Here is a 23,997-nt window from a genome sequence, read left to right on the forward strand (position 1 = left end):
AAATTAATATCCATGAGCGATTTTCATTCTTTAAAAGTTTCTAATGTACAGCCCTTAACTGCGAGTTCTGTAGCGATTACTTTTGCTATTCCAGATGAATTAAAAGATACCTTTACTTTTAGTGCGGGTCAATATATTACTATTAGTAAGGAAATAAATGGTGTTGAAGTTAGAAGAGCTTATTCGATATCTTCTGTTCCGGCATCAGGAAAAATAACCGTAGGTGTTAAAAAGATAACAGATGGTACCTTTTCGGTATATGCGAATGATAAAATAAAAGTGGGCGATGTTTTAGAGGTAATGCCTCCGGAAGGTCGTTTTATATTTCAGCCTAGCAATGCTGCTAAGCATGTTGCTGGTTTTGTGGCGGGTAGTGGAATTACACCTATTATGAGTATTGCGGAGACCGTATTAAAGAGTCACCTTAATAGCACCTTTGTGTTGGTGTATGGAAACCAAAATACGGATGAGGTTATGTTTTCTAAAGAACTAGAGGCTTTACAAAAACAGTATGCAAATCGGTTTTTTGTACAACATGTGTTTAGTAGAGTTAATCAAGAGGGTGCTCTTTTTGGTAGAATAGAAGGCTCTACTGTAAATTATATTGTTAAGAATAAATTTAAAGATACTTCATTTGATGCTTTCTACTTATGTGGGCCAGAAGAAATGATCGATTTGGTTTCAGAAACCTTGCAAACCGCAAACATTGCTAAAGATAAAATTCATTTTGAACTTTTTACAGCTTCAGAAACCGTAGATACTATGGCGGAAAGCTTAGATGGTGCTACTAAGGTAGAGGTGGTGGTTGATGATGAAACATTTTCGTTCTCAATGGACAAAAAAATGTTAGTTTTAGATGCGGTACTTAAAGAAAATATAGATGCTCCTTATTCTTGTCAAGGCGGGGTTTGCAGTAGTTGTATTGCTCGTGTGACAGAAGGAAAAGCAGAGATGGTAAAGAATCAAATATTAACTGATGGTGAAATTGCAGAAGGCTTAATCCTTACTTGCCAAGCGCATCCATTAACAGCAACACTGAAAGTAGATTTTGATGATGTATAGCTTTTAAGTTGTAAAAGTTTAGTGAACAGGAATAGGAATGCTTGCATTTTATTCCTGTTTTTTTATGCTTTAACTAGCGCTTCAAATTGCCTACATGCATGATCATACCCTAGTGTATAGGCTTTCTCGATGGCCTTACGGTCTAACATGCCAATATGTTCCAATTCTGAAGATTCAAATAACAAATTACATGATTTTAGCTTGGCTTTTGAAGCAGCATAAATCATCAAACCCGTTACTCTACCTGTTAATTGATAAGAGTTTTTTAGGTCTTTTTTTTCAAGCTTGCTCACGATCGAAACATTACTGCCAATGATATAATCACATTTGTCATATAAGGGTTCTGATGGAAAATTATTCATGATTCCACCATCTGCATATAATTGCCCATTTATTTCAATTGGGCTAAATACAGGCGGTAACGCAGCAGAGGCTAATAATGGTCTAATTAATTCTCCTGTAGAAAAAAATTCCGCATCACCATCTTGAATATTCGTTGCTACAATATGTAATTCTTTTCCTAAAGCTTCAAAGGTGTCTTCTGGGAAATATGCTTTAAAGAAGCGAATGTATTTATCCGTATCCATGAAGCCGGCCTTTGCGATAGTTAAAAACTGATAATTGAATAAGGGGGTCGTTTTAAAAAAACTAAGCATATCATCAATAGAGTTTCCATTGGCATATAAAGCACCTACTAAGGCGCCTACGCTACTCCCTGTAACGTACTTTGCTTCTATGTCAAATTCTTTCATGGCTTTAATAAGTCCAATGTGCGCCATGCCTCTTACACCTCCACCTGATAATACAAGTCCGATTGATTGATTACTTGACAATTCTTTGGTCATAAATAGCTATAATTTGAAAGCACTTCGTTCAAATTTACTATAAAATAGCCGTTAAAGACTCAATTTTTTCAGACCGTTTGGTTTGTTACATACGGAGTTTTCCATTTATCTGAAGAAAATAGGTGGTTCATCGATGAAATACAGGTGCTCGGAGAAGTATGTATGTAGATGAGCATTTTTGTAGCATGCCAAAACCAACTAATCAGTTGGTTTTGGAGTGCTGATAGGAAAATTTTTATTTATCTAGTTGACAATTGTTTTTCGTGCCTCTTTTAATAATTCAACTCGTTTTTTTAGCGGTATTTGTAAGGGTAATTGCGCTAGACCAATAATTCTTCTTATGATTTCTACCGCTACAAATTTGTGGCATAACTCTTCATCTAAGCTGCATGAATTTTTATAATGTCTTAGGGCTTTTTTAATTAACTCTTCTGGTTGATCTGCCATTTTTAAATGTGCAATAGTAACTCCAATTTCAAATTCTGGTATTCCAAAAAAGCAAAACTCGGGATCTATTATGCGTACTCCAGAAGCTCTTTTGAGCCAGCTGCCAGGAAAGTAATCGCCATGCAACAATACACTGCCATCAGCTAAATATAGTTTGCCTAAGGCAAGGACGGCTTTTTTTAATTTATCATCTTGTTTTAAAAGATCTGCCTCTTGCTGTAGGCCAGGTAAAATATCATCTAAATTAATTCCGTTTTCCTCTAAGTACGGATATTTAAAAATATGCTCATGGTTTAACTCGCGCATATTTTTGTTCGATATTCTTTGGGCTGTAGTTTCAGAATTTATAGAGGTATGTAATTTTGCAATAAAATAGATAACCGTTAGTAGATCTGCTTCAGGAATAACCTTCCCGTCCTCATAGAGATAAGAGTAGTCTAGGCCTTTTCCTAAATCATCCATTAGCATAATGCTGTTTTCTTGATCTAAACCAATAACGTTAGGCATCATTAATTTAAGCTGAGGTACGGTTCCGGCTAGTTTATAAAATTCTGCTTCCCGTAAAACGCGTTCAGAAGGTGCTGCAACTTGTGGGTACTTTTCCACATATTCCCGACTTTGTTTGATGATAAATGACCTTCTGTTGGTGGTAATCCGCAGTGTAAAATTCATATTACCATCTCCTGGCTTTTCTGCAGAGAGAATAGTTTCATCTTCATAAAGCCATTCCTTTGAATGAAGGTATGAACTTAATGCTGCTATAGTATTATTGAGTTTTATCACCTTACTTATTTTTATAACTAGCTATTAATTTTTGATGGTAATCAGGTACCACATCAAAGCAATATTTTACAGGGGTTCCTTTGGTGTCATCACAAAGTAGGTATTGTTTGAATACTTGTTTGTCATTTTCGTTTAGGGTATCATCAAGATGCAGTTCTAAACGTGCTAGTAAAGGCTCAGAAACAATATCTTCTGGTGCTATAATATAATGACTTGCCAAAGCGTCAAAAGGGTTAAACCCTGTTGCTCCTTGAGTTTTCCATTGTTCTAGCCAAGGTTGCGATGCTGTCGCCAACCAATTCATAGGCGTGTTGTAGGTTTTGAGCGTATCTAAATCTTGTTGTTCAATCCAAACTTTACTGGAAATTTCAAACGGACATAATACTACGGGCACTTTATAATCTAAAAGGACCTGAAATGCAGCATTGTCTAAATCAAAATTCAAATCTTTAGCCTTAACACCTTTTGTTCCAATATTAAAAATATCATTTGGAGTTCTACGACCCGCCACTAAAACTACTTCTATGATTTCAGATTTCAGTTCTGGATATTTCAACATTAAGAGACCAATGTTTGTAGCAGGACCTATGGCTAAAATGGTCATAGGGTTTTTTTTAAGAGCACTTGCTAAAGCCTCTACAGCATCATTTGTTTCTACATTGTTGAGGTCAATAGGTACTCCCGAACCTTTAAAGACAGAAATTTTCTGTTCCATAAACTCTTGGTTAATATAATTTCCTATGCTAAACGCATTTTCAATATTGGTATTGCCAAAAACGGTACTCATCCCTTTTATTTCTACATTTTCAGCATTTAATAATTGCAATACAGCATAGCCATCATCAACATCAGAATAGCCAGGTCTATTGATGTTTTTCTTGCCAACGGCTAAGTCAGCATCAATCCACACCATTTTTTTGCCTTCAATCTTTTCTACTGTTTGGGTTTCTGTTTTAATAGGCTCTGTTGCTTTAACGTCCTTCTTTTTCTCAGAATTACAAGCACTGAACATTGTAACCACTAATAAAATACCGATTAGATTAATTTTATTTCTCATAAGTTTATTCTTTTTCCCACCAACCTTTACTGTTTATATTGTCTCCGCCAATTCTTGACGATGCCTCTTGATAATTTGCATTGTTTGAAGCTTGTTCTGATTCTGGATATAAATACCGAACGGGATATTTTCCTTCATTAAAATTATCGGGTCCTGCTTTTAAATTAGGTATACCTGTTCTTCGTACATTGAACCAAGCTTCGTGCCCAACAGAAATTAGACTAAACCATTTCTGAGCTAGTATCTTAGTAAGATCAGTTTCACTCCCATCTAACGCTATTTCAGGTCTTGTAAAATAATCTGCAGGTACAACAGTGTTGTAATAATCAAAACTTGCCGTTATAGCGTTTTCATAATAGGTATTGACATCTCCAGAGATAAAACCTCTAGCAACAGCTTCTGCCAAGGCAAATTGTGTTTCTGAGTATTGCATGTATTGTGCATCTACACCATCTGGCGCATCGCGGAAAATACTTCCAAATAAAGAAATGTTATTTAAATCTACGCCACTACTTGCAATGGTGTTTGTAGACTGCCCATTTACTAAGCCATTATATTCTGGTGTTGTATTGCTGCTAGTAGCAGGAGAAGCACTGTAAAGTACCATCATGCGTGGATCATTCCAGGATTTCAGAATAGAGTCTACTGTTGCGGTCATGCGGTGTTCATTATACGTACCCGATGAGGCGTTGAATAAAGGAAACTGATTGGGGGCAGAACTTAAATAAGGCACTACGGCATTATCTGCATTTGATTGCATTAGGTTTCCAGAATCTGCTAAGGCTTGGAGTGCGCTAAAATCAATACTCCTTTTGCTAATACGCAATAGGTAACGCACTTGTAAAGAGTTAGCAAATTTTACCCACTTGGTTAAATCGCCGTTAAACAGCACATCACCTTCAATAGTGGCGTTGCTATTTTCTAAGGTAGCAACCGATTTCTGTAGCACGGCAATAATCCCTGTTTGTGAATCGGTATAGATACTCTCTTGTGTATCGTACTTTGGTAAAAATGCACCATCTAAAGCTCCTAAAGCTTCTGTATAAGGTACGTCATTCCATAAATCTGTGAGTTGTGAGAATAAATAACTTTGCATAATATCACCTACCGCATTGTAGGCTTCATTGGAGGCTGCAGAGGCTTTTATAGATTGAATATCTGAAAGTAATCCGAAAATTGAATTCCAGTATTCGCTATTGGAGCCCATTTCATAACGATCTATACGTTCAAATTCTATACTTGCCGAGAACTGAGCTAAATAATTAGACTGTCTAAACCCTTGTTCGTAGGCATTTAAATCTGATGAAACAGATAGTACATTCGTTAATAAAAATTGTGGACTTACCGTTTCTGGATTATTATTGTTTTCATTTATTTCATTAAAATCATCCGTACACGCCGTAATAACGGTGCCAGATACCAATAGTGCTAAAAGTAGCTTTATATAATTTTTCATTTTTCTTAAAATTCAGTTTTTAGACTAATACCAAAGCTTCTTGTAGACGGATATGAAAAATCTTCTACCCCGTAGGTAATACTTTGTTCTTGTAGTGCATTTAATTCAGGATCAAAATGAGGGTTTTCAGTAAATAACAATAAATTGCTTCCTACTAATCCTAGCTTTATGTTATTAAAACCAATAGCGTTTACCAATTGATCAGGAAAATTGTAGTAGATGCTTACCTGTCTTAATTTTACATAAGAAGCATCATACAAAGCACTGGCTTCATTACCACGATCAAAGAAAGTGTTGTTGTAATCTTGGGCAGAAACAACTGTAGTATTCGCTACATATTGTGGCGTATCTGCAGTACCTACGTTAACCACACCAGCACCAACAATACCGGTTTCCCTGCCTTCAAGTGTTTCTTTTAAAACACCAGAAGTGCTACCTAAGGCTTTTGTTCTAGAAACAATGGTACCGCCTTGCCTCCAATCAAACAAAAAGGTGAAATCTAAATTTTTAAAAGAGAATTTATTATTGAATCCAATTTGAAAATCGGCATTATAATTTCCTAATAGTCGTAGGTTAGGATCCTGAATAGGGAACCCGTTGGAATCGTGAACCACTTGGCCATCAACCTCTACAAAACCTGTTCCGTACATATCACCAACGCGGCCATTTTCACGAGCAATATAAAATACGGTGTTAGAACCACCACCACCAGAGAAGATGTTTGCTGTTCCAGTCACAAATTGGTCTACGCCTTCAGGAAGTTCTGTGACTATACTTTTAGAAGTAGAGAAATTGGCAGAACTTTGCCATTGGAAATCGGCATTCTTTATAATAGTTCCGCTTACTAAGGCTTCAAAACCCCTAGTACGGACTTTGCCACCATTAACGTTAAAATTTCCAAAACCACTAGCTTGTGATATAGGTCTAGATATAATTTGATCTACACTTGTATTTTGGTATCCCGCAAGATCTATTTGTAGCCTTCCATCTAAAAACCAAGCTTCTAAACCTGTTTCAAACGCATTTAATCTTTCCGGTTTTAGGTTAGCGTTTTTCAGTACATTTTCATTGGTTACCCTAAAATCTGCACCATAATTTTGATTTAGTAGAAAGTTCTGTTTGTTTTGGTAGGGGTCTGTATCATTACCAACACTAGCCGCACTAAATCTTAAGTTTAAAAAAGTGATTGCCTCTGGCATGGTAAACATATTACTTACTACATAACTGAACCCTGCAGAGTAATAACCAAAAGAGTTGCTATTTTCTGGTAATGTGCTACTCCAATCATTACGATAGGTAAAATCAAAATACAAGGAATTTTTGTAGGATAAGTTTCCTGTTCCATAGATACTATTTATCCTTTTTGTAAATAAGTTGCTCTCTGCAACTAAGGCAGATTTAGAATTAGCTAGGGTATAGATATCTGGAATGGCTAATTGTGAGGCTTCGGTAAAACTGTATTTAATGTCTTGATCAAAACGGTTGGCACCGGCAGCAACGGTATACTTCCAATCATCATTGATGATGTCTTTATACGATAGTAAGATGTCCGTATTCAATTCTCTAAAATAAACATTGTCTTCTCTAAATGAACCATCAGGGTTTGCATTGGTACTTACGGCACGCCTAAACTCTCTTTTGTCATTATAGGTGTCTATACCTGCACGTACCGTCACATCAAGCTTATTCGTTATGTTATAAATGGCGGAAGCGTTTCCTAAAAAACGGTTTTTATTAAAGCTATTGGTGTTTTCAAAAACGGTTAAATATGGATTAGTCAACCAATTGTAATTAATATCAAAATGCTGAACATTGGTTTGGCCGGCTTGCCAATAGTCTTTTAAGGACGCTACATTTGCTTGCCTGCCGGTCCAATTAAAACCATATAGCGGATTTTCATATCCATAACCTAAGTTTGGGCGATTACCACTTCTGGTATTTATGTAGTTTACAAAAGCATTAACGTTAAGTTTATCACTTAAAATTTGATGTACGCTGAGTGAAATACCATCTCTATCTAAATCTGTGTTTGGAATAATCCCTTCATTTCTAAGATTACTGTAAGATAAACGGCTACTGCCATTTTCCCCAGAAGAATTTACGGCGATGTTATTTTGTTTGGTTATTCCGGTTTCAAAAAAGTTACGCACGTTATCAGGGTTAGACACCCATGGTGTGGCCGTGATAGGTGTGTAGGAGCCATCTGCAAAAGTTCTTGCAAGTACATCACCGGCACGCACTAAATTACCGTTAATATCTGTAGAGGGACTATCAAATTGATTGATTAATAGCCCTTCATTTAATTTTGGACCATAACTACTTAAACCACCATCGTTGACTCCAGCTCCAGCGCCATTCTGAAAAGAATATGCACCATTAGAACCACCACCATATACGTTTTGGTAATCAGGTTGTGTTAATAATGTTTCAACAGTTAAAGAGCTACTCGTTGTAACACCAAAGCCTTTTTTGTTTTTTCCTCTTTTAGTGGTAATAACTACGACTCCGTTTGCTGCTCTAGCTCCGTACAAGGCGGCAGATCCAGCTCCTTTTAATATAGAGATAGACGCAATATCATCAGGACTAATTTCAGAGCCTCCATTACCAAAATCTACTTCCTGCAAGGCCCCATTATTTACTAAGTTACTCGTTATTTGCTCATTACTGATAGGAACACCATCTACCACAAATAGAGGCTGGTTGCTACCGCTTAAAGAGTTTTCTCCACGAATTACTATTCTGGAAGAAGATCCTACGCCCGATGAGCCATTGGTTATTTGTACCCCGGCAACTTGACCCGCAAGACTATTTACCACGTTGGTTAAGGTAACATCTGTTAATTTTTCTGGAGCAACAGTTGTTACTGCTGATACTAAAGACTGCTTTTCTCTTTCTATACCTAAAGCAGTTACTACAATTTCATTTAATTGTTCGGTATCTGTTTCTAATAGTATTTTTTGAGGAAAATTACCACTAGTAATGTTAATGGTTTGACTTTTGTATCCTATGGATGAAATGTGGATAACAAAAGTATCTGTAGTAGTTTCTAAACGGAAGGTTCCGTCATCTGAAGTAGTAGTGTAATTATTTGTTGCTACCTGATGAACCGTAACAAAAGGTACGGGTAGATTATCAGTATCAACCACAATAGATTGATACGTATTTGTTTGTGCAAATACGCTTATGGCAAATAACTGAAATACAGCTATAAGTGCTATTTTCATAATAGTTTTATATAAGTTGGATGAGATAGTTACATAAGGCCGCCAATCTAGCATGATGCTAGACAGATTTTTTATGTTGATTTTTATGAATCTGAAAAACTATAGGGAAGGAGGTCCTCTTAATAAAAAATTATGAAGTAATATATTTGTTCTTAAGGCTTTGGTATTGTTATCGTATTTCGTTTTAACCGTAGCTAAATGAAACAATATGTAGGTACTTATACTAAAATTAAGATGAGTATATGCAAATTCTAGTGCATTTTTTTTTGAATCAATATCTTCCAAGGTCTCTAAAACCGAAAAAGAAACATTGTTTTGAATCGCGAAATCCTTTATTTCATTAGAAACCTTGCTTGTGAGCCAAGAGAATTTTTTAAAGGCTGCTTTATCAAAAGTATTTTTAGAATAGCCTAAAAGATATACACCACCATCTTTAGAGGGGCCAAAAACAAGTTGCTGCTGCGAAAGCCTTTTTATGGCATTTGTAATATGCTGCGTAGTAAGATTAGGAGTATCGTTACCTATAGAAATAACTTTTTCATATCCTTGATCAAATAAGGACTGATAGGCATTAGCATACCGTTCATTAAAAGAATCTCCTTGTTGCTGTGTTTCATCTATCCAAAGAACATCAACGCCACTATTTTGAGCTACCTGGCGAGTTTTTTTATTTAAAAGCTTAAAAAATTCCTTAGAAGTGTTCTTTTTATGAGCACCAAACAACGGTTTTCTCTCTGCTTCAATAGTAGCAGAAAGAGAAAAAACGAATAAGACTGTTTTGTTGTTATTTGGTGTCATTCTTCGGGTTGGTCGATGAAATGCTTAGAAACTTAATTTATGATGGTTTTTTTATTGTAAATGTACCTAACTTTTAAAACTATCCATCGGTGTAATTACGATAAAACCGACTAATGGGTTTGGTAAATTTACAAAATTGTTCATTTATCGACAGGTTTTGGTGTTATACCGTAATTTTCTATCCACTTACCTCTCATATTTATAATTATTAAAGCTACTTAATATCTTTGTATTAGACCCTACAGTCTGTTTACCCAAAAACCCAAATCTTATGGAAAAGAGTTTAAAACGCATGGCTACCATGCACAAAATGCAAGTTACAGGGCTTGAGTTGTTTTATAGAAAAGGATATTACAATACAAGTGTCGACGAAATATTAAAAGAACTTAGCCTTTCTAAAGGTGCATTCTATTATCACTTTAAATCAAAAGAAGATTTTTTTATCAGCATCTTGCAGCAATTGGTTGTTAGGAAAATCTACAGTATGTTGATCGAGCCTATAGAAGGTCATGACAACCCATTAGATTTAATTTCTTCTTGTTTGGATGAATCCTTACAAATGGCAGAACATAATGAGAATGATTATGGTTTTGTATTGAGTAATTTCATTACAGAATTCAATGGTAAAAATCCTGAAATTATGAAGTATTTAAATGATACTTTAAAAATTTGGGAAGTTAATCTAGTATCAGCCTTACAAAGAGGTAAGTTCAATGGTTTTGTAGATCGTCATGTAGACTGTGAAGGTGCTGCTAGCTATATTATCTCTTCTTATATAGGAATAAGAACCATGATGGTAGAAGGAAGTGCAACGGCATTAAGATACCGTTATATGCAACAAGTGAAATTTTTCTTTAGAGCGATGGCAAATAAGCAAACAGCTTAGTGTAAAATTTCCTCTATTTTATTTAATACCATTTCAGGAGTGATGGTTTCCATAACCTTATTATACCCGCTTGGTACTTTGTTACCGTAAATTGAAGTAGGTATCTGTGGATATTTTTCCTTATCTGATAACAGGGCGTTATTTTCTTTTTGTCTAAAAGGATAGAAACCAGCATAAGGATGCGTCACGCCCCATAAGGTTAGGGTTGGTATGCCGTACATTGCAGCTAAATGTGCATTACCGCTATCCATAGCTATCATAATATCTAACTGAGATATAACAGCAAGTTCTTGACTCAAATCGATCTTGCCAGCGATATTAACAGCATTATCGTAATTATGTTCCCACTTAGAAAGTACTTCTTTTTCCTTAGCGCCTCCGCCAAAAAGTAATATTTTATACCTATTGGTCTTATTCAATTCTGAAACCACTTTTTCCATAGAAGCAATAGGGTACATTTTACCTGTAAAAGCAGCAAATGGCGCTATTCCAATCCACGTTTTAGTTCCAATACCTACTACTTTTTGCGTATTTTCTTTAAGGGATTCTTTTTTTAGGAGTTTTGATTCTTCTAAATTTAAGGGATATCCTAGTTTCTCAAAAACGGTAGCATAGCGTTGATGCGTAGAGGGTAAGGGTGCGAATTTTTTATTTGTTTTGGCTACTAAGGCCTTCTTTTCTGCTCTGCCTTTATCAATTTGTATGAATGGGATTTTACTAGTCTTAAAATACTGCCTTAGAATATTGCTTCTTAAAACATTATGTAGATCTGCAATAGCATCTATTTCTAGTGTTTTTAATTCTTTGTGCAAACGGTACAAGCCAATCATTCCCTTATGTTTTCCTTTTACATCTGCTTCAATAACAGAAACATTGGATAGTTGAGAAAACATTGGTTTAAAAAAAGCTCTGGTAAGAATACTTATTTTTAGTTCCGGATACTGCTCTTGTATTGCTAGTAATACAGGTATTGTCATAGCAACATCTCCCATAGCAGATAATCGTATGACCAAAATATGTTTGGTAGGTGTCATAAGGGGTGCCTAATTTATTTCTTGCCGCGAAGAATAGGATTCATCTCATCATCATTATACATTTTCATCTGTTTATAGACTTTCATGTATTTTTCACCGTGTTCAATATCAGTTAACAATTGATCAATAGCGGTAGACAAATCTTTTTGCTGTTCTAAAAGGATAGTTAGTTTATCTCCACATTTTTGTAAATATGCTGCAGAAGCACCAACTCTATTGGCTTCCTCTTTCATATGGTAAACTTTCAAGGCTAAAATTGACAGACGATCTATAGCCCAAGCCGGACTTTCGGTATTAATTGTAGCACCATCTTTTATAGAAACCGATTGGTATTTATTTAAAAAATAACTATCAATATATTCCACAAGATCTGTTCTATCTTGGTTACTAGCATCAATTTTACGTTTTAAAACTAAGGCCGCATCTGGATCTATATTGGGATCGCGAATTATATCTTCATAATGCCATTGTACGGTATCAATCCAATTTTTTCGATAAAGAAGGTGGGCAATATCATCCTTTGGATACGGATTTTCAAAAGATTGATACACATCATCCTTTACATGATATTTGGCTATACTTTCCTCGAAGATTTTGAATGCAAATTCGCTAAACATAAATTACGCTTTCTTGCAAAGATACTATTTGACTTAAATAAACCGTATCAACAAGATGATAAAAGGTATAATTATACTCGCAATCAATGCAATCTCTTTAATATTGGGCTTTTTTATCGTTTCAATGTAATTAGACATAAAAACAGTGGCAGGAAAGAAGGTCATTAATATTGGAGATATCTCATGATTAGAATTAAGCAGAGTAATGGTAATCCCTATTAAGAAAAATATATTGATAAGTCGCATGGTATTAATTCTCCCTTGACCACAGCTACTTAATTTAATAAACATTAGAACAATTAAGAAAAGTATGGCAAAAATGTAGGTTAATAACCGTAAACTATGCCGCCATTCTAATAGGTATTCGGAAGTGGTGCTGACCGTAAATTTATAATGATTAAGAATATATTCGGGTTGGTCTATTAAGATAAAGACTGCCGATGCTATTAAAAACACGGTAGCTACACCAATGAAGGGAATAATCCAGTTTCTTATGTTTTTAGGGTTGTATAAGTAAATGGTGATATAGACGAGGATTAAGAATAAAATGGCCCAATCATAAAATAAACTGGCAATAGCTACCCACATGGAGGCATCAAATAGTTTTATTTTTATAGCCTTAAGCGATTTTATACTTAATAGCCTCCTTAAGGCAATTAAAAGAAAAAACGAGCATATAATACTGTAGTTATCCAGTAATGTCTCTGGAAATATTAAAATTAATAAGGTAAAAAAAAGAATAGTGTAGGAGTGATCTGCCGTTATTTTATTGCGTTTTACGATAAAATTTATAATGAATATATCAAACAGTAAGACCCCTAAAGCTACTATTTGCAGTAGGATAGTGTTAGAATTATAAGGAATAGAATAAAGGATGAAAACAGTAAACCAGTAGAATACAAACAGAAAAGAAAGTATTAAGATGTAATTTATTGGTTTTGTTTTTCCAAAAATGCTTGAAATCATCTTGGGTTTTTATATTTTTGCATGGTAAATATAATTAAGATGGAATCATTTTTTAGAGCGATTGAAGATTTATTTGTAAATGTATTGTTTATACCTCTTGATGCATTGCGTTTTATGCATAGCTGGTGGGGTGCTAGTACATTGAATTGGATTTTCATGGTTATTGGCACTGTAGCCTTTGTATATTGGATGTTACAATTGAAAAAATATAACGATTCTGGTGAAGAACGTAAAGACGTTACAGGTCATTCTTACTTGTAAGAACTAAAAAAAGCCCTTTAAAAGGGCTTTTTTTTATGTTTAAACTTTAGAAACTACAGATCAAAACCTAGATCTTTTCTATAGTTCATCTTTTCAAAGTTCAATTTTTCTATATTTTGATACGATAATTTTAAAGCTTCTTTAAAGTCCGATCCAAAAGCGGTAACCGCTAATACGCGGCCTCCAGAAGTTAGTACTTTTCCATCTATTAAAGTGGTACCTGCATGAAAAACGGTAGCCTCTTTAATCATTTCAAATCCAGTTATTTCTTTTCCTTTTTCGTAGGCTTCAGGGTATCCGCCTGAAACAGCCATTACAGTTGTGGCAGTACGCTCATCAACCTGTAAATCTATTTCGTTCAAAGTTTGATTGGCAACTGCCTGTAAAACTTCTACCAAATCATTTTTTAACCTTGGAATAACAACTTCGGTCTCCGGATCTCCTAAACGAACATTGTATTCAATAACCTTAGGATTATCATCAACTTTAATCAATCCAATAAAGATAAATCCTTTGTAAGGCAAATTATCCTTTTTAAGGCCTTCTACGGTAGGGATGACTACTTGCTTATGTATCTTGTCCATAAATGCCTCACTAGCGAAAGGAACAGGCGAAATAGCACCCATACCGCCCGTATTGAGTCCAGTGTCTCCTTCTCCTATGCGTTTATAGTCTTTTGCAGTAGGTAATACTTTGTAATTTTCGCCATCCGTTAAAACAAAAACACTTAATTCTATGCCGTCCAAGAACTCTTCTATAACCACAGTGGTACTGGCAGTACCAAATTTAGCATCCACTAGCATAGATTTAAGTTCCTCTTTAGCGTCTTGTAAGTTGTTCAAAATTACAACACCTTTTCCGGCGGCTAGACCATCTGCTTTTAAAACATAAGGAGGATTTAAACTTTCTAAAAAAGTATAGCCTTTTTCAAGACTCTCAGCGGTAAAGCTCTCATATGCTGCAGTAGGAATGTTATGACGCATCATAAATTCTTTTGCAAAATCTTTACTTCCTTCTAAAGTTGCAGCAGCCTTTTGAGGGCCTATAACAGGAATATTTTTTAAATCATTATCATTTAAAAAGAAATCATGAACACCATTCACTAATGGATCTTCAGGGCCTACAATAACCATTTCTATCTTTTTGGTAAGAACAGCCGTTTTGATAGCTTCAAAATCATTGACGCCAATGTTGAGGTTTGTAGCAATGGCTGCAGTACCTGCATTACCAGGTGCAACAAAAAGATTAGATAATTTTGGACTTTGTTTTAGTTTCCAAGCAAGGGTGTGTTCACGGCCACCTGCTCCAAGAATAAGAATGTTCATACTACTAGAAGGTTTGGGCAAAAATACCTATTGAAGACGAATAATACCAGTAATTTTATAGGATAAATATATTCCCTACGCTTTACTAGAGAAATCTCTATGTTCTTTTTTCTGAAGTTCGTCAGGTGATAATGATTTAAAATAATCAAAAACTATTTTAAGGCCTTCTGTTCTATGAACTTTAGGTTCCCAATCCAAGATTTCTTTGGCTTTAGTGATATCAGGTTGGCGTTGCAAAGGATCATCTTGTGGTAAGGGCTTAAAAATAATTTTTTGCTGAGTACCAGTAAGTTTAATAATTTCTTGTGCAAATTCTAAAATGGTGGTTTCATGTGGATTGCCAATATTCACAGGATCTGAACAATCACTCATTAGTAAACGATAAATACCTTCTACTTGATCATCTATATAGCAGAAAGAACGTGTCTGAGAACCATCTCCGAATACGGTGATATCTTCCCCTCGTAGTGCTTGCCCCATAAAGGCAGGAACTACACGTCCGTCATTTAATCGCATTCTTGGGCCGTAGGTGTTAAAAATACGGACAATACGCGTGTCTAAGCCATGGTATCTGTGGTAAGCCATAGTTAGCGACTCCATAAAGCGTTTTGCTTCGTCATATACGCCACGTGGACCTATAGAGCTTACATTACCATAGTATTCCTCATTCTGAGGGTGTACTAGCGGGTCGCCATATATTTCAGAAGTAGATGCCACCAGAATTCTTGCATTTTTTTGTTTTGCTAAACCTAATAAATTTAATGTTCCAACAGAGCTTACTTTAAGTGTCTGAATAGGAATCTTTAAATAATCTATTGGACTAGCGGGCGATGCGAAATGTAATATAAAATCTAATTCACCGCTAACATGAACAAAATTGCACACATCATGATGATGAAATTCAAATTGTTTTAAGTGAAACAGGTGTTCTATATTTTTTAAATCACCAGTAATTAGATTATCCATGCCAATGACATAATAACCGTCTTTTATAAAGCGATCACATAAATGAGATCCTAAAAACCCTGCTGCTCCTGTAATTAGTACTCTTTTCATGGGTTTTTTTTCTTCTTTTTTGGGCTCTCCATTTTAGTCTTAATGTTATTAACTTTTTGCTTAATCTTTATCTTTTGCTTTAAAGTGGAAAAGTTGTAGTTATATCTGAAAAATACATAGCCTAAAATTACTACTACGCTAACTAACATAATCACCATGCCTATATTTTTAGCAGTACTCCCTAAAACAATAAAAAGCATTACAAAAATTAAATTGAAACAACCAATTAGAAAACTGGCTTGCTTATGACTTAAGCCCCAATAATCAATTAATACATGGTGCGTATGATTTCTGTCTGGAGAAAAGGGCCCTCTTTTATTCGCTAGACGTATTGCAAATACTCTAGCCGTATCAAAAAGGGGTACTATTAATATAGAAATCGCAATTAGTGGAGCGTTTTCTAAGAGAAATGGTAACTCGGTATAATCCTGAGGAGTAAGAGAAAGAAATTTTAAGGTTAAAACACTTATGATAAAACCAACGATAAGAGAGCCTGTATCCCCCATGAAAATTTTCCTGTCTCCGGATATATTATACCCAAAAAAGGCCATTAAGCTCGCATTCAGGGTCAATGCTATTAGGGCGTAGTAGTGCTCTCCAGATAAATAGAAAATGGTGGTATATATCACTAGAATAACAATTCCTACAATTGAAGCCAAACCATCAATACCATCAATAAGATTGTAGGAATTAATAATGGTAATCATCATAAAGCCTCCAATAGCTAAATAAAGAAAATAAGGGATTTCATTTATATTTAAAAAACCATTTAAGGAATGTATGACAAAACCTTCGTTAGCTAATACAAAAGAGACGGCAAGCCCTTGAGCTATTAATTTCGAAAGAGGTCCTAAAACAACTAAGTCATCTTTTAATCCAACAATAAAGAGAATCGTAAGACCGGGGATTATGAACATACCTTCGTCATAATCATTCCAATTTTTTATGAAAAATAAAGCAAAAATTAGGGTGTAGAAAAATGCAACACCACCTAGGGTTGGAGTTCGGCCTTTATGAGAACTCCTATGATTAGGGTGATCCATTAACCTTTTGTATTCAACAACTTTGATAATCTTTGGTATCGTCAAATAAGTCAAAAGGAAGGCTCCTATAAATAATATTATGGCTGATTCTAGAAAATGCAAAATTTAAATATTTGTGCTAATGTACTCTAATTCTGTAGAACTTTCTTTGATGTTAATTTAAAATAGAAATAATGAATTAAAAAATTGATCATCATAAAAACTGATTTCAAGAAAGACATTTTTAATTCTTTATGGTAAACATTAAAATTGTGCTTAAGAAGTTTAAATTTATTATTACTCAATGATGAATTGCCAATTCTATAATTTGCTAACGGTTCATTAATTGCATGTGCGTAATCGCATTTTTGAAGTAGTCTAAGCCATAAAACCCAATCTTGTCTTTTTCTTATGTCTGGCATTAAATTTAAGCCTAATAATTCTTTGTCGTAAATTGCCGTCAAACATCCAATATAGTCATTATTGAGCATTTTATTATAGTCAATTTTTTTTGGTGATTGTATAATATATTTGGGATTAGGATTGTTTTTTTCTACAATAAAGTAATCTGTATATGTAAAAGCGTATTTATTATCTAACATGTAGGTAATTTGTTTTGACAACTTATTTTCATCCCAATAATCATCTGAATCTAAAAAAGCTATAAAACGACCAGTGGCATTTTTCATTGCAGTATTTCTTGCAACACCTGCACCGCTATTAGAGTCAAGCTTTATATATTTTATTCTGAAATCACGTCTAGAATATTGCTCAATTATCTCAGCGCTTTGATCTGTAGAACAATCATCAACAAGTATATGTTCCCAATTAACATATTTTTGAGACATTACAGATTCTAAGCAATGTCTTAAATGTTCTTCGGAATTATAGACAGGTGTAATTATTGAAACAATAGGGCTCATTTATATATCGTTTAGTATTGAGCCATTTAAAACCCAAAGATTATTTTTAGAACCTTTACTTAAATTTATTTTAATCATTTCGTAATTATTTAAACACTTAATTATTCCTTTACTTAAATCATCAATGTCATTTTGTCTTGCTAGATAACCATTGTGCCCACTAATAATAATATCTGATAACCCCCCTATATCATACGCCACTACAGGGGTTCCTAGCCCTAATGAAGTAAAGAGAACTCCACTTTGTTCGATTTTTTTATAGGGCATTATGCTAAATGTTGCGGATTGATATGCTTGTACAAGTTCAGTGGTGGTAATAAATTTATTTTCAATTAGTACATTTTCTTCTAAATCTAATTCAGTGATTAATTCGTGTATTTCATTTAGATAATCATTATCATTATTGCAGAGTCCTTTGATGGAAAGTATTACATTATAATTATCTTTTTTTAAAATTGAAATAACCTTTATAGCATCTGTAATTCCTTTATATTTTGAAATATACCCGATCATTAGCAATTTAATCTGTGAAAATTCTTTTTTATCTTCACTAAATTCATTATAAAAATAACCATGATTTATATTCACATATTTTTTTTTTGTGTTGACAATATCTTGAATTTGTTTTTTACTTTTTTGAGTATGAATCAAAAAATTGTCAATAATTTGGTATAATCTATTATATCTCTTTACCAATTTTTTATTTATACAATTGTGAGGGTAAATATTGTGAACTGTATAGTAAATGTTTGGATTTAAAAACTTTAAGATTCTAATTAAATATAATTCTAATCCAGTTTTGTTTAACATTTGAAACCATTGGATATTTATAATATCATATTTTTTACAGATTTTCAATAAATAAATCCAATTGATTAGATAATTTATAGACTTGCCAAAAATTTGAGTTCCTATATATGGTGTAAGTGTGCTAGAAAAATTTAAGTGTTCACTGTTTCTATAGCCTAATATTTTTACGTCCCAATTTGATTTAGATAATCCTTGGGAGAAGTAATGAGTATAAATAGGAGCTGTTCCATTGAAATCAACTATCAAAATTTTTTTCATATTTAATAAAAGGGAGGTTTCCAATTGCAAGTGTAATTTAAATTCGAATTTCTTTTACCTATAATTTTAGCTGGAACACCTCCAACAATAGTATTGTCTGGGACGTTTTTAGTTACAACAGCTCCGGTTGCAACTATAGCACCCCTTCCTAAAATTATTCCGGGTAAAATGATGGCTCTTGTGCCTATCCAAACAAAATCTTTTATTTCTACTGGCAGGGTAATATATTTAAATGTTTCACTATTATGGTCATGTGTTGCAGTTATGATTTGCACGTCTGGAGAAATAGAGACGTTATTTCCAATTGTCAACTTATCTCTGCCGTCCAAATAACAATTTCTATTAATAGTTGTGTTGTTTCCAATTATTATATCATTTCTATTTAAAAAAACGCCAAGATGAATACTGCTTCCCTTGCCAATTTTTATTTTATATATATAGCGATAATAAAAATTTCTTATTGAATAAGATGGAATCTTATTTATAATATGATTAGGAACATATTTTATGAAGAAGTAAAATGGAAATTTTAGAAACTTTTTAAGCATTTTTAATATTTATTCTTCGCTAAGAAAGAAATTATTACAATTTTTATCAGACAAATATAAAAAATGTACAAATACGGAGTAAAGAGTTACACCATAAGCTCTTAATAAATAGTCTTCAAACAAACATAAACAAATAAAAATTGATAGTATTATAATTGAAATTATACTCTTTTGTATTATTGCGATTTTGAGGTTGAAAAATAAGGAATAAATAAACAGAATTGAACATAGGACTCCAGCACTCAAAGCTAATCGCAAATAAAAATTGTGTGCACTTACTATTTTTGATTTAATTTCATAATAATCTAAGCATTTATCAAGCTCCGCCTGAACATCCCCTATTCCATACCCTAGCAAAAATTCGTTATATATTAAATCTTTCGAACAGACAAACAAGTTTGCTCTGATATTTGTAGAATTTTCTAGATTTTTTTCCACTCTATTATTGGTAGTAAGGTATTCAGTAAAATCTGAAATTCTATTGTTCAAAGTTTTAAATGATAATGAAGCAAGTATTATTAGCAATGTTAGTGAACTTATTAAGCTAATTCTATGAATTTTGGATATCCTTTTATCTAAAAAAAAAAGAGTTATTAAAGTCATAAGCGCAAGAAAAACTATTGTTTTTGATGCTAAAAGTAAAATGGTTAAACTGAAAATTGTGATGGGTAAAATTGCGATTAAACTTTTTTTTAGAGCAAATCTAACGGTGATTAAATAATTTAGTATTAATAATATGGCGATTAGAAAGAACACCGAGGTATAAATGGGGTGAATTTCAAATATTAATTTATTTGCTTTAATTACATGATAAACTAATGATCCTGAAAGTATATAACTGATATTATAATTTAACATTAAATAAACGCAAATGTATATTGCAAGCACCAAAGAGGAGACTACAAAAGAAATTCCTAAAAGAAATATCCTTTTTTTAGAGATTGAATGTCCAAAAACACTGAGAAAGGGAAAAATTAATAGTAAAATTGAATGTTGAATTATTCTAAAGGACGTAGTAATGTTTTCAGAGTAAAAAATTGAGAAACAAAATAAAATATAAAAACTAATTTGAGAAAAAAGATATTTGATATCTTTTTTTGAAACATTAACCTCTGGAGATTTCAAATATAATATTATAACCCCTATACTATAAGCAATTAAGCAAATAGATATTATCCCATGTGGTAAAATAGGCAGAATACATAAGATTAATTGTAAAATCAGAACAATTATAATTATATTTTTTTTCACAATTTAATTTCATTTTTGAAAATTGACAATAATTTTTTATCGTTGTGTAGGTCTAGAAATTTTTTATTATTAGCTTTATTTGTCCCGACATTACGATAATTTTTTAAACAATTTTCAGAATATTTATTTTTCATTACAGTAGAGAACATTCCATTTGAATTAATAAAAAATATTTTTTTGTTAAGATACATGCATTCGTAAAAAACACCACTTACTCTGTAATTATAATTAATGTCTAAAACGACAAATAATGAATTTGATATCATTTCTTCATAATTCTCATAATATGTTTTTATAGTTAAAAATTTATTGTCAATAAATTTTTTCTTACTTTTTACAAATATTTTAATAGACTGTTTTGCAAAATATTCTGAAAATTCACGAAACTCTTCGGTTGTAGTATCAACATTAACGGCAAAGACGTAAGATGAATTTTCTTCAGAGTTCTTACTAATATCAATTTTTTTAGAATTTATAGTATGCGGTATTACCTTTATTCTAGACTGCTGACATTGCTTTTGTAAATAATCAGAAATATATTTTTCAAAAACACAGAATTTTATTTTCTTCTTTATTTTTTTAAAGAAAAAGAGACTAATTCCTTTTTTATCAAGATTGTTATGAATAAAAGCGAATGATTTGATATTCCAACCAATACTGAATGATATATTTTCAAAACTAGTAACTAAAATAATTGAATTTGTCTCAATGTTTTTAGTCGCCATTTTAATAATTTTTAACTGCCGCAATACATAAGAATATTTGTTGGTTTTTAGAAACAGCTTATCGCTTATCCCTATGAAATTATTTGCTTTTAGTTTCTTGCAGTAAGAATTAGAGCTAATAATTCGAACATCGTAGTCTTCTTGAAGAATTTCAATTAACCTTTTAACAAATAGAATATGTCCTTTTTCGGCCAATAAATCAACTATAGTTATTTTTTGTTTCACGAGATTAATTGATTATTTCTAAATCTTAAAGCTAAGATAATTCCTACTAGTATGCCAACAAAAATAAAATTTTTCAGACCAAATGAAAATGTTGTTACTATGTAGAATGGAGCTCCTATGGCTAACCAAGAAAATTCTTTATTTCTAATTAGAGTTAATCCAGTTGTAAAAATTGAGACAAATAGGATCATTCCAAAAATCCCCATTTTTATTGGTATATATGGAATACCGCCATGCCCTTTTTTAAATTTTAAACTATCTACCTCTTCTTTGGAATAATCATCATCATTTAATGGTGTTTTAAACTTTTTAAAGTACTGAGTTCTGTTGTCGTCTATATAACTTCCGAAACCTTTGCCAACTAATACCACAATTATGTTTTCTTCTTTTAAATTATTAAATGATATCATGAATTCTAATACTCTTACTCTTGGTGATTTTGGAACCATAGTCACATCTCCTTCGATGATCTTAGCAATGGCTTCTTGAGCTTGAAATACTTTAAATTTTGTGAGTGGACTACTGTAGTTGTAGACTAAAATAGATAATAAACTTATTAGAAGAATGAATATAAATTTTCTTGCAATATTAAAATTACTTAAAAAGAAAAGTGTTAGTGCAGAGATAACTAGTAAAATTATATTTAAACTGCTGGTGTATGTAAATTGAGACTTGAGTATAAAGACTAATATATGAAATGGGATAAGAATTTTTTTATTCTTAAACTTCATAAACATTATTGGTATTATAGATACATAATAAAATTTCTCAAATTCATCAAAGTATAAATTTTCCTCGTTCGCGGAAATTATTGAAAAAAATGTAAATAAAGGGTAGAAATATAGAACATAATTAGCTAATATGTTTATTATCTTTTGAAATTTTTCGTAGGAGAGGTTAAAGATGTTAATTATAAATATTGATAAACAAGTAAACGAAAATAATTCATTTAAATACCAGTTTACGGAATATTTATAATAAAATCCAAATATTAAATTTAATAAATACATAAAAATAAAAGGTGTACTTATTAAAATAGTTTTGATGTTAAATTTAAAATATATTAAAGTTGTAAAAAAGTAAGTAACTATTAATATATAAATGATATTAATCCCGAAAATGTCACTTGTATAAATGTTGTTGAACATTGAGTGATAACTTCCGAAAATCAATAATAGATATAGTGAGAAATAGCTTCTTTTTAGTATGGCAAATAAGCAATATATAGACGTGCAAAATATTATTACATAACTTGCTAGTCCAAAACCGAATAACAAGCAAATTAAATGTAGAAAAAAAAACCCCCATTCTAAATAACTAGGTTTCTTCAGCATATATGAACTTTTTTAGATATGAGATATTCTGCTTTGCTGTTTTTGTTTTTTTTTCAATTTCTTCTAGGTTACTTATTTCAGGAACATAAGAAAAAGCTTTTTCAATTTCTTTTTGATTCATTTCTTTATCATAAGGTATATATGATTTTGAATCGATTTCCTCAAAAAATCTATCAATCTTTGGACTGTAACTTAAACCGACACAATTTAAATGACAAAACTTAGATATGACTAAACTATGTAATCTTTCTGAAAAATTATATTTGGCATTCTGGATATAATTTATTTTTGAATTAAGTTTATTGTCTAAAATATATTCTGATTTTATTGAATAATTATTACTAAAGTAAATAGAATTTCTCTCATTTATAGCGCTATCTTTTACGGAATCTATCGGTAGAAATAGAACTTGCAAGTTTTCTTTTATTGCAATTTCACTAACAAAGTTTAATATGTTTGTATGCCGCTTTTCGATTTCTGAACTGGAATAAAAATTACGCAAATCTCTAAAACTTATGAGAATATATGGTTTTTCAATTCTTTTATTTGAGATTTTGAATAAATAAGAAAGATCACTTGTTAGAAATATGTTTTTTTGAATATACTTTCTTTTCGCAAATTTATAAGAGGTGTTATCTCTAATTGTAGCAAATAACATTGTTTTGAAAAGTATTTTCGTTTTAATTTTTGAACGAACTTTATTTAAATTTCCAATCCCGATGCCCAAGTATGCAAATGGTTTGTTTAATAATATATTAAATATAAAATATTTGAAATTTCCAATACCATCCTCATCAGAAAAACAGGTCCCTCCACCCCAAATAGTAATGTCAGAGTTTCTAATGGATTTTATATAGATTTTGAAATTTTGAAATTTATTTTTTGATTTAAATTCGATATGATTTACATATTCGTATTTGCTAAGTATTGAACTTAGGTTTTCTGAATTCTTACAAATAATTTCAACCTTAATGTTTGGTATTTGATTAGCAATCTCCTTTAAGATACAATCTAACATAATGTCATCTCCTAAGTTATCATATCCATAGTATCCAACTAGAGTAATTTTTTTTGTTTGCATTTT

Annotated in this window: 22 protein-coding genes; 3 read left to right on the forward strand and 19 right to left on the reverse strand. The window is 32.3% G+C overall.

Annotated features, from left to right (window positions below; all coding sequences use genetic code 11):
• Positions 1 to 12: 12 nt before the first annotated feature.
• Positions 13 to 1,062: a ferredoxin--NADP reductase gene (locus BLQ19_RS07600; RefSeq protein ID WP_025616227.1), complete on the forward strand. Its 1,050-nt coding sequence runs from the start codon at positions 13 to 15 to the stop codon at positions 1,060 to 1,062.
• A 62-nt stretch (positions 1,063 to 1,124) separates the two neighbouring features.
• On the opposite strand, the gene BLQ19_RS07605 is transcribed toward BLQ19_RS07600, so the two are convergent.
• The 6 genes from BLQ19_RS07605 to BLQ19_RS07630 all read right to left on the reverse strand — a co-directional run bounded on the left by BLQ19_RS07605 (position 1,125) and on the right by BLQ19_RS07630 (position 9,672).
• Positions 1,125 to 1,907, reverse strand: coding sequence for a patatin-like phospholipase family protein (locus BLQ19_RS07605; RefSeq protein WP_025616226.1), 783 nt, complete (start codon positions 1,905 to 1,907; stop codon positions 1,125 to 1,127).
• Between the two features lie 243 nt (positions 1,908 to 2,150).
• Complete coding sequence (locus BLQ19_RS07610) at positions 2,151 to 3,137, reverse strand: phosphotransferase (protein ID WP_074537919.1); 987 nt, start codon at positions 3,135 to 3,137, stop codon at positions 2,151 to 2,153.
• 1 nt (position 3,138) lies between these two features.
• Positions 3,139 to 4,194, reverse strand: a complete 1,056-nt coding sequence (locus tag BLQ19_RS07615; RefSeq protein WP_074537920.1) for a nucleoside hydrolase — start codon at positions 4,192 to 4,194, stop codon at positions 3,139 to 3,141.
• A 4-nt stretch (positions 4,195 to 4,198) separates the two neighbouring features.
• On the reverse strand, positions 4,199 to 5,650 hold the full coding sequence (locus BLQ19_RS07620; protein WP_074537921.1) for a SusD/RagB family nutrient-binding outer membrane lipoprotein: 1,452 nt from the start codon (positions 5,648 to 5,650) through the stop codon (positions 4,199 to 4,201).
• A 5-nt stretch (positions 5,651 to 5,655) separates the two neighbouring features.
• The gene (locus BLQ19_RS07625) at positions 5,656 to 8,874 is read right to left on the reverse strand and encodes a SusC/RagA family TonB-linked outer membrane protein (RefSeq protein WP_074537965.1); all 3,219 of its coding nucleotides are present in this window, start codon (positions 8,872 to 8,874) and stop codon (positions 5,656 to 5,658) included.
• 99 nt (positions 8,875 to 8,973) lie between these two features.
• The gene (locus tag BLQ19_RS07630; RefSeq protein ID WP_074537922.1) at positions 8,974 to 9,672 is read right to left on the reverse strand and encodes a TIGR04282 family arsenosugar biosynthesis glycosyltransferase; all 699 of its coding nucleotides are present in this window, start codon (positions 9,670 to 9,672) and stop codon (positions 8,974 to 8,976) included.
• A 271-nt stretch (positions 9,673 to 9,943) separates the two neighbouring features.
• Between BLQ19_RS07630 and BLQ19_RS07635 the strand changes: the two genes are divergently transcribed.
• Entirely contained in the window at positions 9,944 to 10,558 is a 615-nt protein-coding gene (locus BLQ19_RS07635) for a TetR/AcrR family transcriptional regulator (RefSeq protein WP_029447428.1), read from the forward strand.
• Here the strand turns inward: BLQ19_RS07635 and BLQ19_RS07640 are convergent.
• From BLQ19_RS07640 to BLQ19_RS07650, 3 genes are read right to left on the reverse strand one after another with little or no spacing between them, the layout of a single operon-like run.
• Positions 10,555 to 11,592, reverse strand: coding sequence for a glycosyltransferase family 9 protein (locus BLQ19_RS07640; protein WP_074537923.1), 1,038 nt, complete (start codon positions 11,590 to 11,592; stop codon positions 10,555 to 10,557). The genes BLQ19_RS07635 and BLQ19_RS07640 overlap by 4 nt on opposite strands.
• Positions 11,593 to 11,606: 14 nt before the next feature.
• Positions 11,607 to 12,209 (reverse strand): DUF4254 domain-containing protein, encoded by a 603-nt coding sequence (locus tag BLQ19_RS07645; protein WP_074537924.1) that lies wholly within the window; start codon positions 12,207 to 12,209, stop codon positions 11,607 to 11,609.
• 33 nt (positions 12,210 to 12,242) lie between these two features.
• Positions 12,243 to 13,175: a DUF6427 family protein gene (locus BLQ19_RS07650; RefSeq protein ID WP_074537925.1), complete on the reverse strand. Its 933-nt coding sequence runs from the start codon at positions 13,173 to 13,175 to the stop codon at positions 12,243 to 12,245.
• 39 nt (positions 13,176 to 13,214) lie between these two features.
• On the opposite strand from BLQ19_RS07650, the gene BLQ19_RS07655 reads away from it, so the two are divergent.
• A complete protein-coding gene (locus BLQ19_RS07655) occupies positions 13,215 to 13,436 on the forward strand; it encodes a DUF6341 family protein (RefSeq protein WP_074537966.1) in 222 nt (73 codons plus the stop codon).
• A 53-nt stretch (positions 13,437 to 13,489) separates the two neighbouring features.
• Here the strand turns inward: BLQ19_RS07655 and purD are convergent, their stop codons facing one another.
• The 10 genes from purD to BLQ19_RS07705 all read right to left on the reverse strand — a co-directional run bounded on the left by purD (position 13,490) and on the right by BLQ19_RS07705 (position 23,994).
• Positions 13,490 to 14,761: a phosphoribosylamine--glycine ligase gene (gene purD, locus BLQ19_RS07660; protein WP_074537926.1), complete on the reverse strand. Its 1,272-nt coding sequence runs from the start codon at positions 14,759 to 14,761 to the stop codon at positions 13,490 to 13,492.
• A gap of 75 nt (positions 14,762 to 14,836) precedes the next feature.
• Positions 14,837 to 15,817: a UDP-glucuronic acid decarboxylase family protein gene (locus BLQ19_RS07665; RefSeq protein ID WP_029447424.1), complete on the reverse strand. Its 981-nt coding sequence runs from the start codon at positions 15,815 to 15,817 to the stop codon at positions 14,837 to 14,839.
• Positions 15,814 to 16,860: an MraY family glycosyltransferase gene (locus tag BLQ19_RS07670; RefSeq protein WP_226989954.1), complete on the reverse strand. Its 1,047-nt coding sequence runs from the start codon at positions 16,858 to 16,860 to the stop codon at positions 15,814 to 15,816. Before BLQ19_RS07670 ends, BLQ19_RS07665 begins: the two co-directional genes overlap by 4 nt.
• 128 nt (positions 16,861 to 16,988) lie before the next feature.
• The gene (locus BLQ19_RS07675) at positions 16,989 to 17,762 is read right to left on the reverse strand and encodes a glycosyltransferase family 2 protein (RefSeq protein ID WP_074537927.1); all 774 of its coding nucleotides are present in this window, start codon (positions 17,760 to 17,762) and stop codon (positions 16,989 to 16,991) included.
• Positions 17,763 to 18,830: a glycosyltransferase family 4 protein gene (locus tag BLQ19_RS07680; RefSeq protein ID WP_074537928.1), complete on the reverse strand. Its 1,068-nt coding sequence runs from the start codon at positions 18,828 to 18,830 to the stop codon at positions 17,763 to 17,765.
• Between the two features lie 2 nt (positions 18,831 to 18,832).
• A complete protein-coding gene (locus BLQ19_RS07685; protein WP_034660477.1) occupies positions 18,833 to 19,378 on the reverse strand; it encodes an acyltransferase in 546 nt (181 codons plus the stop codon).
• A gap of 9 nt (positions 19,379 to 19,387) precedes the next feature.
• Positions 19,388 to 20,629 carry an O-antigen ligase family protein gene (locus tag BLQ19_RS07690; protein ID WP_139150217.1) on the reverse strand — a complete coding sequence of 414 codons (1,242 nt, stop codon included), beginning with the start codon at positions 20,627 to 20,629 and terminating at the stop codon, positions 19,388 to 19,390.
• The gene (locus BLQ19_RS07695) at positions 20,626 to 21,579 is read right to left on the reverse strand and encodes a hypothetical protein (protein ID WP_074537930.1); all 954 of its coding nucleotides are present in this window, start codon (positions 21,577 to 21,579) and stop codon (positions 20,626 to 20,628) included. Before BLQ19_RS07695 ends, BLQ19_RS07690 begins: the two co-directional genes overlap by 4 nt.
• Entirely contained in the window at positions 21,576 to 22,310 is a 735-nt protein-coding gene (locus tag BLQ19_RS21025) for a hypothetical protein (RefSeq protein ID WP_139150218.1), read from the reverse strand. Before BLQ19_RS21025 ends, BLQ19_RS07695 begins: the two co-directional genes overlap by 4 nt.
• Before the next feature lie 586 nt (positions 22,311 to 22,896).
• A complete protein-coding gene (locus BLQ19_RS07705; protein ID WP_175444411.1) occupies positions 22,897 to 23,994 on the reverse strand; it encodes a polysaccharide pyruvyl transferase family protein in 1,098 nt (365 codons plus the stop codon).
• Positions 23,995 to 23,997 lie beyond the last annotated feature (3 nt).

It is taken from the genome of Cellulophaga baltica (genome assembly GCF_900102165.1).
In the GTDB taxonomy this organism is placed as follows: Bacteria; Bacteroidota; Bacteroidia; order Flavobacteriales; family Flavobacteriaceae; genus Cellulophaga; species Cellulophaga baltica.